Raw genomic sequence first — 16,564 nt, forward strand, 5'->3', positions numbered from 1 at the left:
TTTGCGAGGAATCTGAGGCTCCGGTTATTTGACTCTCATATGAGCCCATTGGAACGGTACGGGAACGCACGTGGAACACGACGAACGCGCACACGATCCTGACAAGCGGGCGTTGCGTCGGGAAATCCTCACGGTGAGGAACGGGTTGACGGCGGATGACGTGCGGGAATCCGCGACCGCGCTGTCCCGGCGGGCCCTCGGGCTGCCCGAACTGGCGCACGCGCGCACGGTGGCGGCGTACGTCTCCGTCGGGAGTGAACCCGGCACGCTCGCGCTGCTGGACGCGCTGCGCGCACGGGGCGTACGCGTACTGCTGCCCGCCCTGCTGCCCGACAACGACCTGGACTGGGGCGCGTACACCGGGGAGGACTCCCTCGCGCGGGTCCGGCACGGCGGACGCATGACCCTCTCGGAGCCCGCCGGGCAGCGGCTCGGGCCGGACGCCGTGACGGGGGCGGACGCCGTACTGCTGCCCGGTCTGGCCGTGGACGCGCGCGGGATGCGGCTGGGGCGCGGCGGAGGCTCCTACGACCGGGTCCTCGCCCGGCTGGAGCGCGCGGGCGCGCATCCGGCGCTGGTGGTGCTGCTGTACGACTCCGAGATCGTCGAGCGGGTTCCCGAGGAGCCGCACGACCGGCCGGTGCACGCGGTGGTGACTCCGTCCGGGGTACGGCGGTTCGGCCGGACCCCCGCCGCGGGGAACGGCTGAAAGCGGCCTCCGGACGTGCGTGGAAGCGGCCCCGCCGGACGCGGAGGCCGTCCCCTCGGACGCGAGGCGCCTCCCTCGTACGCGGAAGCTCCCCCCGGTACGCGGAAGCGGCCTCCGCGCGTGTGCGTGGAGGCCGCTTCCGACGGCGGGCGGGCCGGGGTCAGGGCCTGAGCAGCAGGGTGTCGCTCGTGCTGTCCTCGACCGCCTTGTCCGAGTAGGCCCACGGCAGCAGCTCGCCCTCGGCCCACTTGTCCGTCTGGTCGACGTAGTGGGAGCTGTAGGCGTGCCCGGAGGCGCCGGTGAGGTTGATCCACCGCGACTTGTCGAGGTCGCCGAGGTTGACCACCATCCGCATGGACGGCACCCACACGACTCCGTAGCCGCCGGCGGCGTTCCAGCCGGTCGCGTTGACCGTGGCCTCGCCGCCGCCGAGCTTCCAGGGGCCGCGGTTGAGGATGTACTGCAGGAAGCCGGGACCGTCGGTGCCGAGCGTCTGGTTCTTCAGGAACAGGCGGTGCAGCCGGCCCCAGCTCCAGGTGTCGATGTCCTTGCCGAGCTTGGCGGTCAGCTCCCAGCGGGCGTCGATCATGGCCCGCTTGAACAGCTCGTCACGGTCGTCCGCGGCCGGACGGGTGCCCCTCTTGGGCGTCGTCCACCACTCGCTGTCCTTGTCCTCCATCAGCTTGCGGACCACCTCGAACCAGCGGTCGCCGCCGTTCGGCTGCGCCTGGTCGGCGTCCCGCTGGCCGCACTCGCGGACCTTGTCCGCCTCGTCGGCGGGCCCGGTGGTGTTGACCGGTTCGACCCACAGGCACTGGCCCTTGACGCGCAGCTCCTTGGGCAGCTTGTGGCCGAAGGCGAGCTTGAGGATGTTGCGCCACACCGCGTTGAAGTAGGCGGCGGCGGCCGAGTCGGCGTCCTGGGTGTAGTCCCAGCCCTCCAGCAGCTTCTGCGCCTCGCGCACGTCCTTGTCACCCGTGTCGATCTTGAGCAGGACGGGCACCAGCAGCTTGGCGATGGAGCTGGAGTTGTCGAGCTGCATCTGCCGCATGTCGTCGGTGGAGACCTTGCCGCCGTCCTTGATCTTCGACTTGATCAGGTCGGTGACGCGCCGGCTGCGGGCGCCGTAGCCCCAGTCCGTGGTCAGCGTGTACGGGTAGTCCTTGCCGACGACGGCCTGGTTGGCCGTGACGATGTAGCCGCGCTCGGGGTCGAACTCGTAGGGCAGCGCGTCCTGCTCCATCCAGCCGGTCCACTCGTAGTCGGGGTCCCAGCCGGGGGCGGGGACGGAACCGTCGTGGTTCTCCGCGCGGATGGGGATCCTCCCGGGCAGCGTGTAGCCGATGTGGCCCTCGGTGTCCGCGTAGACGAGGTTCTGCGAGGGCACCTCGAAGAGGGCGGCCGCCTCCCGGAAGTCGTCCCAGTCCTTCGCGCGGTTCATCGCGAAGACGGAGTCCATGGTGCGGCCCGGCTCCAGCGCGGTCCAGCGCAGCGCGACGCCGTAGCCGTCGCCCCGGTCGGGGGCGGCACTGTCGACGGTGGCCTTCCTGCCGGTCTTCACGAGGTCGGAGGAACGGTCGGACAGCAGGGGCCCGTTGTTGGTCTCACGGACGACGATCTTCCGTGCCGTGCCGCCGGCGACCTCGATGGTCTCCTCGCGGGTCTTGAACGGCACCACCTTGCCGTCGTACTGGTAGCCGTCGCCGGTGATCTTCTCCAGGTAGAGGTCGGTCACGTCGACGCCGGAGTTGGTCAGGCCCCAGGCGACGTCCTGGTTGTGGCCGATTATCACGCCGGGCATGCCCGCGAAGGTGTAGCCGGCGACGTCGTACTGGCACTTGGCGGAGACGCTGCGGCAGTGCAGGCCCATCTGGTACCAGACGGACGGCAGCGCGGCCGACAGGTGCGGGTCGTTGGCGAGCAGCGGCTCGCCGGTGATGGTGTGCTCGCCGGCGACCACCCAGGAGTTGGAGCCGATGCCGTCGCCGTTGACGCCGACGGCGGTGGGGAGGTCCTGCATGACCTCCTGGAGGCCCGTCAGCTGGCCCTCCAGGGCGGACCCGGCGGTGCCGGTGCCGGTCTCGGTCCCCGTGCCGGTTCCCGTGCCCGTCTCCGTGCCCGTGCCGGTTCCCGTCTCCGTGCCCGTGCCGGTTCCCGTCTCGGTGCCGGTTCCGATTCCCGTGCCCGTGCCGCCCGTGCTCCCGCCCTGTTCGTACGCGCCGGTGAGCTCGTTGTACTGGCCCTCCTGGATCACCGCCTTGTTCCGGTCGTACGGGTACGACGGGTACAGGTCGGCGATCTGCTTCGGGCCGAGGCGGCTGGTCATCAGCGCGCGGTCGATCTCGTGCTGCATGTTGCCGCGCAGGTCCCAGGCCATCGCCTTCAGCCAGGCCAGGGAGTCGACCGGGGTCCACTGACCGGGCTTGTAGTCGTTGGTGAAGCCCAGCGCGGCGTACTCCAGGGAGATCTCCTTGCCCTCCTTGCCCGCCAGGTAGGCGTTGACCCCCTTGGCGTAGGCCTGGAGGTGCTTCTTCGTGGCGGGGGAGAGCTTCTTGTCGTACTCCTCCTCGGCGACCCGGTCCCAGCCCAGGGTGCGCAGGAACTCGTCGTTGTCGATCTGGCTCTTGCCGAACATCTCCGACAGGCGCCCGGAGGTCATGTGCCGGCGCACGTCCATCTCGTAGAACCGGTCCTGCGCCTGGACGTAGCCCTGCGCCATGAACAGGTCCTCGTCGGAGGAGGCGTAGATCTGCGGGATGCCGTGGCCGTCACGTCTGACGTCGACGGTGCCCGACAGGCCCTGGAGCGTGATCGAGCCCTTGGTCTGCGGGAAGGAGGCACGCACGGTGCTGACGGACCAGTACCCCCCGTAGGCGACACCGCCGATCAGTGCCAGCACCAGGACGAGCACGACCAGTCGGGCTCTACGCCCCTTCTTCCTGCCGGGCTTGCCGGCCTGCTGACCCGTGGAGGCGGTGGTGTCGGTGGGCATCGCTGTCCTTGCTGTCCTAACGCGAGCGGCAGGTCGGGCTGTGCTTTTAACTGAGCGCTGGAGCAACGATAGGCGCAGGGCCCCGCGGCCCTTGACGCGGAGTCGGGAACCAGCCCGGACGGCCGTTCGATCTTGCCTCGATCCGCGTCAAGAAAGCGTCAAGATTTAGGTAAGGTAACGAAGTAGTTTGCCGTGCAAGCGGTGGAACGCATGCGATGTACGTGAGCTCACGCGCGGGTGCGCATGAGTCAGGGAAGGGAACGGCCGCTGACTGTCCACCACCTCAACCAGCTCCTGCTCGTCTGCTCGATCGTCCTGCTCGTCGCCGTCGCAGCGGTCCGGGTCTCCTCGCGCAGCGGGCTCCCCAGCCTGCTCGTCTACCTGGGCATCGGCATCGCGATGGGCCAGGACGGCATCGGCGGCATCCACTTCGACAACGCCGAACTGACCCAGGTCATCGGCTACGCGGCCCTGGTCGTGATCCTGGCCGAGGGCGGTCTGGGCACCAAGTGGACGGAGGTGGGACCGGCCCTGCCCGGCGCGTCCGCGCTCGCGCTGGCCGGCGTCGCGGTGAGCGTCGGGGTCACGGCGTCGGCCGCGCACTTCCTGATCGGGCTGGAGTGGCGGCAGGCGCTCATCATCGGCGCGGTGGTCTCGTCGACCGACGCGGCGGCCGTCTTCTCGGTGCTGCGGAAAATACCGCTCCCCGCGCGGGTGACGGGCACGCTGGAGGCGGAGTCCGGCTTCAACGACGCCCCCGTCGTCATCCTCGTCGTCGCGTTCTCCACGGCCGGTCCCGTCGAGCACTGGTACGTGCTGCTCGGCGAGATAGCGCTGGAGCTGGTCATCGGTGCCGCCATCGGGATCGCGGTGGGCTGGCTGGGCGCCTGGGGGCTGCGGCATGTGGCGCTGCCCGCGTCCGGCCTCTACCCGATCGCCGTCATGGCCATCGCCGTGGCCGCGTACGCGGCGGGCGCCATCGCCCACGGCAGCGGCTTCCTCGCCGTCTACCTCGCCTCGATGGTGCTGGGCAACGCCAGGCTGCCGCACTGGCCCGCCACGCGCGGGTTCGCCGAAGGGCTCGGCTGGATCGCCCAGATCGGCATGTTCGTCCTGCTCGGCCTGCTGGTCACCCCGCACGAGCTGGGTGGCGTCATCGTGCCCGCGCTGGTCATCGGGCTGGTGCTGACCATGGTGGCCCGCCCGCTGAGCGTGGTGCTGTGCCTGCTGCCGTTCCGGGTGCCCTGGCAGGAACAGGCGCTGATGTCGTGGGCGGGGCTGCGCGGCGCCGTGCCCATCATCCTGGCGACCATCCCGATGGTGCAGGGCGTCGAGTCGAGCGAGGAGATCTTCAACATCGTCTTCGTCCTGGTCGTCGTCTACACCCTCGTCCAGGGGCCGACCCTGCCCTGGCTGGCGCGCACGCTGCGGCTGGGCGGGGACGCCGGGGCCGCCGACCTCGGCATCGAGTCGGCGCCGCTGGAGCGGCTGCGCGGGCATCTGCTGTCGGTCGCCATCCCCGCCGGGTCGCGGATGCACGGCGTGGAGGTCGCGGAGCTGCGGCTGCCCGCGGGGGCCGCCGTCACCCTCGTCGTGCGCGGGGGGAAGTCGTTCGTGCCGCTGCCCTCGACGGTGCTGCGGCGCGGGGACGAACTGCTCGTCGTCGCCACGGACCCGGTACGGGACGCCGCCGAGCGGCGCCTGCGCGCGGTGGGCCGCGGCGGCAAGCTGGCCGGCTGGCTGGGCGGCGACGCATCACAGCCCGGACCGGGACGCTGACGGCACGCCCGTCCTGAACAGCCGGTTCGCTCCCCGGCGGCCCGTCGTCGGCGGCGGCGTGCCCCTCTTCACAGGCGCGCGCCTCTTTGGTCCCCGTTGATCCCTGTATGATGCAGACGACCCCCAGATCGGACCAACTCTGCCTGACGCAGGGCTGGCGCGACCGTATGGCGGCCGGGACGCCCTGAGCTGTGGCGCCGGCATCTACCGCAGTCAGCGCAAGAGGACAGCTCTCGGCGCGCCCGCACGACCCGCGCGGACGCCGCTACCAGGCGGCAGAAAGGCACGGGCCGTGGCATCCACGGTCACCACGTCGAAGGACTCGGCCGCCGCTCCCCGCCCGGGATACGGCCGACTGCTGCGCACCCGCGGCGCGTGGACGTTCCTGCTCCCCGGCTTCGCGGCACGTCAGCCGTTCGCGATGCTCACCCTCTCCATCGTGCTGCTGGTGCAGCACACCACCGGCTCGTACGGCGCGGCCGGCGCCGTCGCCGCCGTCACCGGCGTCTCCATGGCCCTGTTCGCGCCCTGCAGCGGCCGTCTCGCCGACCGTCACGGGCAGCGCGCCGTCCTGGTGCCCGGCGTGCTGGTGCACACGGTGTCCGGACTGGGCCTCACCGCGCTGGCGCTGACCGGCGCCCCCCTGTGGGCGCTGTTCGCCGCCGCCGTGCCCACGGGCGCCTCGGTGCCGCAGATCGGGCCCATGGTGCGGGCCCGCTGGGCAGTGAGGCTCAAGGGCTCCCCGCTGATGACCACCGCGGCGGCGTTCGAGTCCGTCACCGACGAGCTCACCTTCGTCGTCGGACCACTGCTGGCCACGGCCCTGTGCACGGCCGTCGACCCGGCCGCCGGACTGGTCACCGAGGCCGCGCTCACCCTGGTCGGCGGGCTGCTGTTCGCCGCCCGGAAGGGAACGCAGCCCGGGGCGGGCCGCGACGGGCACACGCGCGTGGAGCACGGTTCCGCGCTGCGCGTCCCCGGGGTGCGCGTGCTGATCGCGGCCTTCCTGGGCATCGGGGCCGTCTTCGGCGGCATGCAGGTCTCGCTGGCCGCGTTCAGCCAGTCGATCGGCGAGCCCGGCCTGAACGGCGTCCTCTACGGCGTCTTCGCCGCGGGCAACATGCTCTCCGGCATCGTCTGCGGAGCGATCGTCTGGAGGACCACCCCGCAGCGGCGCCTGGTCGTCGGCTACGCGGCGCTCGCGCTCACCGCCTCCGCCCTGTGGACGGCCGAGTCGGCGCTGCTCCTCGCGGGGCTCGGCCTCCTGGTCGGCATGTGCATCGCGCCGGCCCTGATCACCGGCTACACGCTGGTGGACAGCCTGGTCCCGGCCGGTGCCCGCACCGAGGCCTTCACCTGGCTGACCGGCGCCGTCGCGCTCGGCCAGGCCGCGGCCGTCACGGCCGCCGGGCAGCTGGAGGACCGGCTGTGGGCCGGCGCCGGGTTCCTGGTGCCGATGGCCGGTACGGTGCTCGCCCTCGCGACACTGCTGGCGCTGCGTTCACGGCTGGTGCCGGGGCCGCGCGGACGCACCGTCGCACGTGGCGTGGGTCACCGCGAGCCCGCCGCAGTGGACTGAACGCAGGGAATAGGTCAGTATGGAGCGTCGTTAGCACTCATCGAGTGAGAGTGCCAGGAGGAAGACAGTGCCGACCTACCAGTACCAGTGCACCGCGTGCGGCGAGGGCCTCGAGGCGGTGCAGAAGTTCACCGACGACGCTCTTACCGAGTGTCCCGCCTGCAACGGGCGCCTGAAGAAGGTGTTCTCGGCGGTCGGTATCGTCTTCAAGGGCTCCGGTTTCTACCGCAACGACAGCCGCGGCTCCTCGTCGAGCAGCTCCCCGGCGCCGTCGAAGGCCACAGGCTCCTCCGGTTCTTCCGGCTCCTCCGGTTCCTCCTCGACGGGCTCCTCGTCGTCCTCCGGCTCGGGTTCGGGCTCGTCGTCCGGCTCGTCCGGCTCCGGCAGCTCGACCAGCACCACCGCCGCGTAGGACCGAGGACCGAGGTCCGGCCGGCGGTACCGCCGCGGACGCGGCGGGACGCTTCCTCACGGGACCTTCCCCACCAGACCCTGTCGTCCGCCGGCGACGGGGTCTTCGGTGTTTCCGGGTGCCGTTAGGGTGCGGGGCATGGCGAACATGGCGAAGGCCGGGATCGGCGTGATAGGCGGCTCCGGTTTCTACTCCTTCCTAGACGACGTGACCGAAGTCCAGGTGGACACCCCCTACGGGGCGCCCAGCGACTCCCTGTTCCTCGGCGAGGTGGCCGGCCGGCCGGTCGCCTTCCTCCCCCGGCACGGGCGCGGCCACCATCTGCCGCCGCACCGGATCAACTACCGGGCCAATCTGTGGGCGCTCAGGTCGGTAGGGGTGCGCCAGGTGCTCGGGCCGTGCGCGGTGGGCGGTCTGCGGCCCGAGTACGGACCCGGCACGCTGCTGGTTCCGGACCAGCTCGTGGACCGTACGAAGTCCCGGGTGGGCACCTACTTCGACGGGCTGCCGCTGCCCGACGGCACCGTGCCGAACGTGGTCCATGTGTCACTGGCCGACCCCTACTGCCCCACCGGACGGGCGGCCGCGCTGAAGGCGGCGCGCGTGCGGGACTGGGAGGCGGTGGACGGCGGCACGCTGGTCGTGGTGGAGGGGCCGCGCTTCTCCACCCGCGCGGAATCGTCGTGGCACCAGGCGCAGGGCTGGTCGGTGGTGGGCATGACCGGCCATCCCGAGGCGGTGCTCGCCCGCGAGCTGGAGCTCTGCTACACCTCGCTGACGCTGGTCACCGACCTCGACGCCGGCGCCGAGACCGGCGAGGGGGTCTCCCACGACGAGGTGCTGCGGGTGTTCGCCGCCAACGTGGACCGGCTCCGCGGGGTGCTCTTCGAGACGGTGGCGGCGCTGCCGGCGACGGAGGAACGGGACTGCCTGTGCACATCGGCCCTGGGCGGGACGGATCCGGGGTTCGCGCTGCCGTAAGGGCCCGGGTGGGGTGGGGCGGCTGCCGCCCGGAGGGGCCCGGCTGGAAGGAGCGGCCGGCTGGAAGGAGCGGCCGGTCCGGGGGACGGAGCCGCGGAGCGGCTCGTTCGGGTGGCGGAGTTCTCCACAGGGTCCCGGTGCGTCCACAGGGCTCGGCGGGCCCCGGCGGGAGGCCTCATCGTGGGGGTCGCAAGCCGGTCCCTCGTCACAGGTGGTGGTCCCGTGTCCCGTCCTCCCTCCGCGCTCCGTTCCCCCTCCCCCGCGGGTCCTCGTCCGCCCGCCGCCGACGTCCCCGCCCCGTGCGGGGTGCCGCCCTTCGCCCCGGTGCGGGTGCGCGGCGGTCTGCCGCTGCCGGGCCGGCTCGTCCGGCACCGGAGGCGGGCCGTGGCGGCCGGCCTCGCGGTCACGGCGGCGGCGCTCGTGGCGGCGGGACCACGGGACGCGGACCGCTCCCGCGGCCATCCCGACGGGTCCCCGGCCGCCCGGGCCGCCCCCGCGTCCCCCGGGGCCCCTCCCCTGCGGTCACGGCGGCCGGGCGCGACGGTCACGGCGGCGGTGCGGATCGCCGACGCGGCGACGGTACGGCTGCTGCGGCCGGGCGACCGGGTGGACGTGATCGCCGCCGAGGAGACGGTGTCCGGGGGTGAGGCCCGGGTGGTCGCTCGCGGGGCCCGGGTGACCGAGGTGCCGGACCCGGCGGACGGCGCGCACGACGGCGGGGCCCTGCTGGTGCTGTCGGTACCGCGCGCCACCGCGTCCGGCCTGGCGGGCGCGAGCACCACGGCACGGCTGGCGGTGACCATGTGGTGACCGGTGCGGTGGGGAACGGCACCGCGGGGAACGGTGCGGTGGGGAACGGCACCGCGGGGAACGGCGCGATTTCGAGCTCCGCCCGCACGTCGGGGCCCTCTTTCGAGCGACCCGGCTGGACACGCCGGCACGGCGCTGGCATAGGTTGCGGAGCGTTCGGTTCCGTGCACGGCGCATCTGAGATGGGGGCTCGACTTGAGCGAGAAGAAGGAATCCGTACTGGCGGGCTTCAAGGCCTTCCTGACGCGTGGGAACGTCGTCGAGCTGGCCGTGGCGGTGGTCATCGGCGCCGCCTTCACCAACATCGTGAACGCGGTGGTGAAGGGCGTCATCAACCCGCTGGTGGGTGCGTTCGGCACGAGGAACCTGGACAGCTACAGCTCGTGCCTGAAGGGCCCCTGCGAGGGCACCGGGGACGCCGCGACCGGCGTCCGGATCCTGTGGGGCTCCGTGCTCGGCGCGACCCTCCAGTTCCTGATCACCGCGGCGGTCGTCTACTTCCTGATGGTGCTGCCCATGGCGAAGTACCTGGCCCGGGTGGAGGCCCGCCGGAAGGCGAAGGAGAGCACGCAGGAGGTCGTCGGGGTCACCGAGCTGGAGGTGCTCAAGGAGATCCGCGACACCCTCGTCGCGCAGCGCGGCACGGGCCACGGCGGACGGTAGGGCGCCCCGTGGGCGGAGGGGTTCAGATGTGGTGGGGCGGCTTCTCGTCCAGGAAGCGTTTCAGATCGGACGCGCTGTCGCCGGACGGGCGCTCGCCCCAGCCGCGGTCCGTGTCGTCCGGGGACTGCTGGTCCAGCGGGTCGTCGAAGACCAGCGCGGGCTTCGGCTCGCGCGGCCGGGGGTCGGGGGCGGTGCTCATACGCCCAGGGTACGGCCCCTCCCGGCGGGCAGGACTGATCCCATGACAGCTGACGCTCTGACGGATGTGGCCGGCCTGCGCGTGGGGCACGCGACGCGCACCGGTGACGGCTGGCTCACGGGCACCACCGTCGTGCTCGCGCCCGAGGGCGGGGCCGTGGCCGCGGTGGACGTGCGCGGGGGCGGCCCCGGCACGAAGGAGACCGACGCGCTCGATCCGCGCAACCTGGTGCAGCGGGCCGAGGCGATCGTGCTGACCGGGGGCAGCGCCTACGGGCTGGACGCGGCGTCCGGGGTGATGGCCTGGCTGGAGGAACGGGGGCGCGGGGTGCGGGTCGGCCCGGATCCCGCGCATGTGGTGCCGGTGGTGCCGGCCGCCTGCGTCTTCGACCTGGGCCGGGGCGGCGACTTCCGGGCCCGGCCGGACGCGGCCACCGGTCGTGCCGCGGTCGAGGCCGCGGCGGCGAGCGAGCCGGGCGCACCCGTGCCGCAAGGCTGCGTCGGCGCCGGTACGGGCGCGGTGGCCGGTCAGTTGAAGGGCGGGATCGGCACCGCGAGCACGGTGCTGGAGTCGGGCGTCACGGTGGCCGCGCTGGTGGTGGCCAACGCCGCGGGTTCGGTGGTCGACGGGGAGACGGGGGTGCTCTACGGGGAGTTGTTCCAGGGCCGGGTGCGCTACCCGGACGCGGAGGTGCACCGGGCGGCGCTGCGCCGGCTCGCGCAGGCGGCCGGGCGGAACGCGCCTCCCCCGCTGAACACCACGCTCGCGGTGGTCGCCACCGACGCCGGCCTGTCCAAGGCGCAGGCGCAGAAACTCGCCGGCACCGCCCACGACGGCATCGCGCGGGCGGTGCGGCCGGTGCATCTGCTCAGCGACGGGGACACGGTGTTCACCCTGGCCACCGGGCAGCGCCCGCTCGACGCGGCGGACCCCCTCGCCCTGAACGAGGTGCTCGCCGCGGGCGCGGACCTGGTGACCCGCGCGATCGTGCGAGCGGTGCGCGCCGCGGGACCGGTGGACGGACCGGGCGGATCATGGCCGTCCTACGGGGAGTTGTACGGGGAACGGTGAAGAAGCCGAGCGGTGGCGGCGCCTTCGGACGGCCCGGGAATTTCTCCGGCGGCCCGCCCGTTTTCCAGCCATCTGTTTTCTCGGTTCCTGGACATGACGTCCGACCGAGGAGCTACGGTATGCACCCACAAGGTGACATGCAGCAACGCCGGGAGAAGCCTTGAGCGTTCCGTACGAGACGGCAGCGTACGAACCACCCGACTCACCCGAGTCTCCGGAGGAGTACCTCGCGCGCCTGCTCGGCCGCGCCCTGAACTCCTTCGAACTGCCGGACGAGACGGTCCGGCGGCTGGACTGCGCGCTGGCGCACGACGGTTCGCTGCACTCCGCGCACCACAGCGCGGGGCTGCACCGGGAGACGTACCGGCACACCTGGCTGCTCGCCGACGGCTCGGCGCTCACGCTCTGGGAGCTCGTCCACAACACCGCACCGGGCGCGGAGCCGCAGCACGAGGTGTACGTGGACGAGGAGGAACTGCGCACGGCCACGGCCCGGTTGCCGTTACCGCCGGACGCCCCGGACTTCGAGCTGCCGGTGACGGTGACGTTGTCCCCGGCCCCCGCGCTGGGGCACGTCTACATCGCGGACGGTTCCGCGGACCACGCCCGCCGGCTACTGCGCCGGGCGGAGAACACGGACCGGCCGGGTGCCGAGACGGCCGCGCTGCTGACCACGGCGCACGCGCACCGGATCACCCAGGCTTTCGGCCGGCCGTCCCGCGTGGGGCGTCCGGGACTGTGCTTCTCGCTCTACGAGCACGCGTTCCTGCTGGGCGACGGCGCGGAGTTGTCCCTGTGGGAGGTCGAGCACACGGCGACGCCCGACGGACGGCACATGTGCGAGGTGTACGTCAGCGAGGACGCGGCGCGGGACGCGATGGAACGCCGGGCGGCGCAGGTCTTCTGAGGTCACGGTGGGGGCGGGAGTCAGCCTCCTTCACCGAAGCGCCGTACCAGCCCGGCGAACGCGTCGCGCTCCTCGGCGGTGAGATGTACCGCTTCCGCCCGTGGGCCCGTCCGCCGCTGCCGGGGAATGGCGGCGACACCGTGGGGCGTGTGCCGCCGGACGGCCCCCAAGTGCCCCTGGGCGCCTTCGCGCAGCCGTCCGCGCCGACGCCGCAGGATGCCGGTCAGACCCGCCGCGCAGGCCACGGCCACCAGGGCGAGGACGGTGACGTCCGTCATCCGCGAGATTGCCTCGTGCTCACGCATGCGCCCCAGTACACACCACGGCCCGGGGATTCGACCCCCGGACCGTGATGATCGTGATCTATCTCGCACTAGGCATGAACCACCCACACCTACCCAAACGGACGCATCGCTCGCACTAGGCGGCCACCGGCTGCCTGGCCTCCGCGGAGGGCACCGGGGTGCTCCCTCCGGCCCCCGCGGCGCCCGGGACCGGCTTGCGCAGGCCCTTGAGGATGATCACCAGGGCGGCGGTGACGCAGACGCCCGCGGCGATGGCGACGAGGTAGGGCAACGGGTTGCCGATCAGCGGGACCACGAAGATGCCGCCGTGCGGGGCGCGCAGGGTGGCGCCGAACGCCATGGACAGGGCGCCGGTGACCGCGCCGCCCGCCATCGAGGCGGGGATCACCCGCAGCGGGTCGGCGGCGGCGAACGGGATCGCACCCTCGGAGATGAAGGAGGCGCCCAGGACCCAGGCGGCCTTGCCGTTCTCCCGTTCGGTCCGGTCGAAGAGCTTGCCGCGGACCGTGGTGGCCAGGGCCATCGCCAGCGGCGGCACCATTCCGGCGGCCATCACCGCGGCCATGATCTTCATCGCGGAGTCGCCGGGGCTCGCGACGGCGATGCCGGCGGTGGCGAAGGTGTAGGCGACCTTGTTGACCGGTCCACCGAGGTCGAAGCACATCATCAGGCCGAGCAGGGCGCCGAGCAGCACGGCGTTGGTGCCGGTGAGGCCGTTCAGCCAGTCGGTCATGCCCTTCTGCGCCTCGGCGATGGGCTTGCCGATGACGACGAACATCAGGAAGCCCACGACCGCCGAGGAGATCAGCGGGATCACCACCACCGGCATGATGCCGCGCAGCGCGGTGGGAATGCGCACCTTCTGGATCGCGATGACCACACCACCGGCGATCAGACCGGCGGCGAGGCCGCCGAGGAACCCGGCGTTGACGGTGAGCGAGATCGCGCCGCCGACGAATCCGGGCACGAGGCCGGGCCGGTCCGCCATGCCGTAGGCAATGTAGCCGGCCAGGACCGGGACGAGGAACCCGAAGGCGACGCCGCCGGTCTGGAAGAGCAGGGCGCCCCAGCTGTCCGCCTGCGTCCACACGAAGTGGTCCATCACCGACGGCGCCTTGTTGATCTCGTAGCCGCCGATCGCGAAGCCGAGGGCGATGAGCAGACCGCCCGCCGCGACGAACGGCACCATGTAACTGACGCCGGACATCAGCCACTTGCGCAGCTTGGTGCCGTACCCCTCACCGCTGTCGCCGGTGCGCTCGACGGGCGTAGCGCCGGACGCGTCGGCCGCCCCGGTGACCTCGCCCCGTTCGGCCTTGCCGCGGACCTCGGTGATCAGTGCGGCGGGGCGGTTGACGGCCGCCTTGACGCCGGTGTCGACGGTGGGCTTGCCGGCGAAGCGCTCCTTCTCCCGCACGGGGACGTCGTGGGCGAAGATCACGCCGTCCGCCGCCGCGATCACGGCCGGGTCGAGCCGGGTGAAACCGGCCGAGCCCTGCGTCTCGACGACGACCTCGACGCCCGCCGCCCGGCCGGCGTTCTCCAGCGACTCGGCCGCCATGTAGGTGTGGGCGATGCCGGTGGGGCAGGAGGTGACGGCGACGACGCGGAACGGGCGGTCGCCGGAGGTTCCGGAGGCGGACGACGCGTCGGATGTCCCGGCGGTTCCGGAGGTCTCGGAGGCCTCGGAGGTCTCGGGGGTGCCGGGGGTGCCGGATGTCCCGGCTGTCTCAGAGGTTCCGGAGGTCTCGGCGGTCCCGGCGGTCTCGGGCGTTTCAGGGGTCCCGGCGGTGGCCGTGACCGTGGCGGCTCCGGCGGAGGCCGCCACCGGAGCCGCCACGGGGTCCGCGGGGCCGCTCGCGCCGGCCGTCGGCGGCTCGTCGCCGCGGATGAGCGCCGCCGCTGCCGCCGCGTCGCCCACCGACCGGAGCGCGGTGGTGAACTCGGCGTTCATCAGCTGCCGGGCCAGCGACGACAGGATCGTCAGATGGGCGTCGTCGGCGCCGGCCGGGGCGGCGATCAGGAAGACCAGGTCGGCGGACCCGTCCGCCGCGCCGAAGTCGATCCCGGCGGCGCTGCGTCCGAAGGCCAGCGTCGGTTCGGTGACATGCGTACTGCGGCAGTGCGGGATGCCGATACCGCCGTCGAGGCCGGTCGGCATCTGCGCCTCGCGGGCGGCGACGTCGGCGAGGAAGCCGTCCAGGTCGGTCACCCGGCCCAGGGCCACCATGCGCTCGGCGAGGGCGCGTGCCGCCGCTTCCTTGGTGTCGGCGGACAGGTCGAGATCGACCAGGTCCGCGGTGATCATGTCACTCATCGCGGGCTCCTTCGCACGCGTATCGCCCGTGCGGTGGGGTGGGCGGAAAGGGGGACGGGGGTGAGGGGAGGAAGGGGGAAGGAAGAGGGAGGGGGAGGACCGGGGAGGGCGGAGCCGGTGGCCGTGGGGGACTCATGACGCCGGCTCCCGCAGTGGGCGGTCGACGGGCACCTCGGCCGTGACGGTCACCGCGGCGGGGTCCAGGTCGCCGGGTGCCGGCATCACGCTGCCGGGCAGCTGGACGGCCGCCGCACCGTGCGCGACGGCGGAGGCGAGCGCCCGGGGTCCGCGCCCGCCGGCGACGAGGAAGCCGGCGAGGGAGGAGTCGCCCGCGCCCACGTTGCTGCGGACGGCGGCCACCGGGGCGCTGCCGAACCAGGTGCCGTCGTCGTCCACGAGCAGCTGTCCGTCGGCGCCGAGGCTCGCGAGGACGGTCCGGGCGCCCGTCTCCCGCAGTTCCTCGGCCGCCTTCAGCGCGTCGCCGACGGTGGTCAGGGAACGGCCCACGGCCTGGGCCAGTTCCCCGGCGTTGGGCTTCACCACGTCCGGCCGCTCGCGCAGGGCCGCGAGCAGGGCGGGGCCGGAGGTGTCCAGGGCGATGCGTACGCCGGCGGCGTGCGCCCGGGCGACCAGTTCGGCGTACCAGGAGGGAGCGAGTCCGCGCGGGAGGCTGCCGCAGCAGGCGATCCAGTCGGCGTCCCGGGACTGCCGTCGCACCGTGTCGAGGAGCAGTTCCCGCTCGGCCGCGGTCAGTTCGGGGCCCGGCGCGTTGATCTTCGTCAGGACGCCGTCCGCCTCGGCGAGCGCGATGTTGGAGCGGGTGGCACCGGCGACCGGCACCGGGGCGACCTGGATGCCCTGCGCGTCGAGCAGGTCGGCGACCAGGGCGCCCGGTGCGCCGCCCAGGGGCAGCACGGCCACCGTGCGCCGGCCGGCCGCGGCAACGGCGCGGGAGACGTTGACTCCCTTGCCGCCGGGGTCGACGCGTTCGCCGGTGGCCCGGACGACCTCGCCGCGGTCCAGCGAGGGGACCTCGTAGGTGCGGTCCAGGGAGGGGTTGGGGGTGACGGTGAGGATCATGCGCGTACTACTTCCGTGCCGCCGCGCTCGATGACGGCGGCGTCCTGCGGGCTCAGTCCGGTGTCGGTGATCAGCAGGTCGACGTCGCCCAGGTCACCGAAGCGGGCGAAGTGTTCCTGACCGTGCTTGGAGGAGTCGGCGAGCAGCACCACGCGGCGGGCCGCCGCCACGGCCGCGCGCTTGACGGCGGCCTCGGCGAGGTCGGGGGTGGTCAGACCGTGTTCGGCGGAGAAGCCGTTGGCGGCCACGAACAGGACGTCCGCACGGATCTCGGCGTACGCGCGCAGCGCCCAGGCGTCCACGGCGGCCCGCGTACGGTGCCGTACCCGGCCCCCGACCAGGTGCAGCTGGATGCCGGGGTGGTCGGCAAGGCGGGTCGCGACGGGCAGGCTGTGGGTGACGACGGTGAGGGAGAGCTCCACCGGCAGGAGTCCGGCGAGCCGCGCGGCCGTCGAACCGGCGTCGACGATCACGGCGCCGTCGCCGGGGAGTTCCGCGAGGGCGGCCTGCGCGATGCGGTCCTTCTCGTCGGCCGCGGTCGTCTCCCGCTCGGCGAGGTCCGGCTCGAAGCCGAGGCGTCCGGCGGGGATGGCCCCGCCGTGCACCCTGCGGACCAGACCCGCGCGGTCGAGAGCCTTGAGGTCCCGGCGGATGGTCTCGGCGGTCACCTGGAACTCCTCGGCCAGCGAGACCACGTCCACCCGGCCGCCGTCGCGGGCGAGCCGCAGGATCTCCTGCTGCCGTTCCGGTGCGTACATCG

Annotated in this window: 15 protein-coding genes; 9 read left to right on the forward strand and 6 right to left on the reverse strand. The window is 72.9% G+C overall.

The annotated features are described in order from the left end of the window. Positions 1-70 precede the first annotated feature (70 nt). Complete coding sequence (locus ACF07S_RS07720; protein ID WP_391963639.1) at positions 71-709, forward strand: 5-formyltetrahydrofolate cyclo-ligase; 639 nt, start codon at positions 71-73, stop codon at positions 707-709. Positions 710-869: 160 nt separating this feature from the next. On the opposite strand, the gene ACF07S_RS07725 is transcribed toward ACF07S_RS07720, so the two are convergent. Then, positions 870-3,701, reverse strand: coding sequence for a penicillin acylase family protein (locus ACF07S_RS07725; protein WP_391973679.1), 2,832 nt, complete (start codon positions 3,699-3,701; stop codon positions 870-872). 237 nt (positions 3,702-3,938) lie between these two features. On the opposite strand from ACF07S_RS07725, the gene ACF07S_RS07730 reads away from it, so the two are divergent. The 6 genes from ACF07S_RS07730 to ACF07S_RS07755 all read left to right on the forward strand — a co-directional run bounded on the left by ACF07S_RS07730 (position 3,939) and on the right by ACF07S_RS07755 (position 9,925). Beyond that, positions 3,939-5,480: a potassium/proton antiporter gene (locus ACF07S_RS07730; protein ID WP_391963641.1), complete on the forward strand. Its 1,542-nt coding sequence runs from the start codon at positions 3,939-3,941 to the stop codon at positions 5,478-5,480. 292 nt (positions 5,481-5,772) lie between these two features. Next, complete coding sequence (locus tag ACF07S_RS07735) at positions 5,773-7,059, forward strand: MFS transporter (RefSeq protein WP_391973680.1); 1,287 nt, start codon at positions 5,773-5,775, stop codon at positions 7,057-7,059. A gap of 67 nt (positions 7,060-7,126) precedes the next feature. Beyond that, a complete protein-coding gene (locus ACF07S_RS07740; RefSeq protein WP_391963643.1) occupies positions 7,127-7,471 on the forward strand; it encodes an FmdB family zinc ribbon protein in 345 nt (114 codons plus the stop codon). A 138-nt stretch (positions 7,472-7,609) separates the two neighbouring features. Next, a complete protein-coding gene (locus ACF07S_RS07745; protein WP_391973681.1) occupies positions 7,610-8,452 on the forward strand; it encodes an S-methyl-5'-thioadenosine phosphorylase in 843 nt (280 codons plus the stop codon). Positions 8,453-8,674: 222 nt separating this feature from the next. Then, positions 8,675-9,262, forward strand: a complete 588-nt coding sequence (locus ACF07S_RS07750) for a hypothetical protein (protein ID WP_391963645.1) — start codon at positions 8,675-8,677, stop codon at positions 9,260-9,262. A gap of 195 nt (positions 9,263-9,457) precedes the next feature. Beyond that, a complete protein-coding gene (locus ACF07S_RS07755) occupies positions 9,458-9,925 on the forward strand; it encodes an MscL family protein (RefSeq protein ID WP_391963646.1) in 468 nt (155 codons plus the stop codon). Between the two features lie 22 nt (positions 9,926-9,947). Here the strand turns inward: ACF07S_RS07755 and ACF07S_RS07760 are convergent, their stop codons facing one another. After that, entirely contained in the window at positions 9,948-10,124 is a 177-nt protein-coding gene (locus ACF07S_RS07760; protein WP_391973682.1) for a hypothetical protein, read from the reverse strand. A gap of 42 nt (positions 10,125-10,166) precedes the next feature. Between ACF07S_RS07760 and ACF07S_RS07765 the strand changes: the two genes are divergently transcribed. Both ACF07S_RS07765 and ACF07S_RS07770 read left to right on the forward strand, forming a co-directional pair. Continuing rightward, complete coding sequence (locus ACF07S_RS07765; protein ID WP_391963647.1) at positions 10,167-11,195, forward strand: P1 family peptidase; 1,029 nt, start codon at positions 10,167-10,169, stop codon at positions 11,193-11,195. A gap of 160 nt (positions 11,196-11,355) precedes the next feature. Continuing rightward, complete coding sequence (locus tag ACF07S_RS07770; protein ID WP_391963648.1) at positions 11,356-12,102, forward strand: DUF6227 family protein; 747 nt, start codon at positions 11,356-11,358, stop codon at positions 12,100-12,102. Positions 12,103-12,122: 20 nt separating this feature from the next. Here ACF07S_RS07770 and ACF07S_RS07775 read toward each other — a convergent pair whose 3' ends face one another. The 4 genes from ACF07S_RS07775 to ACF07S_RS07790 form a co-directional block, all read right to left on the reverse strand. Next, entirely contained in the window at positions 12,123-12,407 is a 285-nt protein-coding gene (locus ACF07S_RS07775) for a hypothetical protein (protein ID WP_391963649.1), read from the reverse strand. Positions 12,408-12,522: 115 nt separating this feature from the next. Next, complete coding sequence (locus ACF07S_RS07780) at positions 12,523-14,724, reverse strand: fructose-specific PTS transporter subunit EIIC (protein ID WP_391973683.1); 2,202 nt, start codon at positions 14,722-14,724, stop codon at positions 12,523-12,525. 132 nt (positions 14,725-14,856) lie between these two features. Then, a complete protein-coding gene (gene pfkB / locus ACF07S_RS07785) occupies positions 14,857-15,804 on the reverse strand; it encodes a 1-phosphofructokinase (protein WP_391963651.1) in 948 nt (315 codons plus the stop codon). Next, a complete protein-coding gene (locus ACF07S_RS07790; RefSeq protein ID WP_391973808.1) occupies positions 15,801-16,562 on the reverse strand; it encodes a DeoR/GlpR family DNA-binding transcription regulator in 762 nt (253 codons plus the stop codon). The genes pfkB and ACF07S_RS07790 overlap by 4 nt, the downstream gene beginning before the upstream one ends. Between the last annotated feature and the right edge of the window lie 2 nt (positions 16,563-16,564).

Source organism: Streptomyces sp. NPDC016640, from assembly GCF_043076215.1.
In the GTDB taxonomy this organism is placed as follows: domain Bacteria; phylum Actinomycetota; class Actinomycetes; order Streptomycetales; family Streptomycetaceae; genus Streptomyces.

Excerpts from the sequence above, each read along its gene's own strand:
- ACF07S_RS07765 (WP_391963647.1), top strand. The coding sequence starts at position 10,167 with ATGACAGCTGACGCTCTGACGGATGTGGCCGGCCTGCGCGTGGGGCAC.
- ACF07S_RS07745 (WP_391973681.1), top strand. The coding sequence starts at position 7,610 with ATGGCGAACATGGCGAAGGCCGGGATCGGCGTGATAGGCGGCTCCGGT.
- ACF07S_RS07760 (WP_391973682.1), bottom strand. The coding sequence starts at position 10,124 with ATGAGCACCGCCCCCGACCCCCGGCCGCGCGAGCCGAAGCCCGCGCTG.
- ACF07S_RS07775 (WP_391963649.1), bottom strand. The coding sequence starts at position 12,407 with ATGCGTGAGCACGAGGCAATCTCGCGGATGACGGACGTCACCGTCCTC.
- pfkB (WP_391963651.1), bottom strand. The coding sequence starts at position 15,804 with ATGATCCTCACCGTCACCCCCAACCCCTCCCTGGACCGCACCTACGAG.
- ACF07S_RS07725 (WP_391973679.1), bottom strand. The coding sequence starts at position 3,701 with ATGCCCACCGACACCACCGCCTCCACGGGTCAGCAGGCCGGCAAGCCC.
- ACF07S_RS07790 (WP_391973808.1), bottom strand. The coding sequence starts at position 16,562 with ATGTACGCACCGGAACGGCAGCAGGAGATCCTGCGGCTCGCCCGCGAC.
- ACF07S_RS07780 (WP_391973683.1), bottom strand. The coding sequence starts at position 14,724 with ATGAGTGACATGATCACCGCGGACCTGGTCGATCTCGACCTGTCCGCC.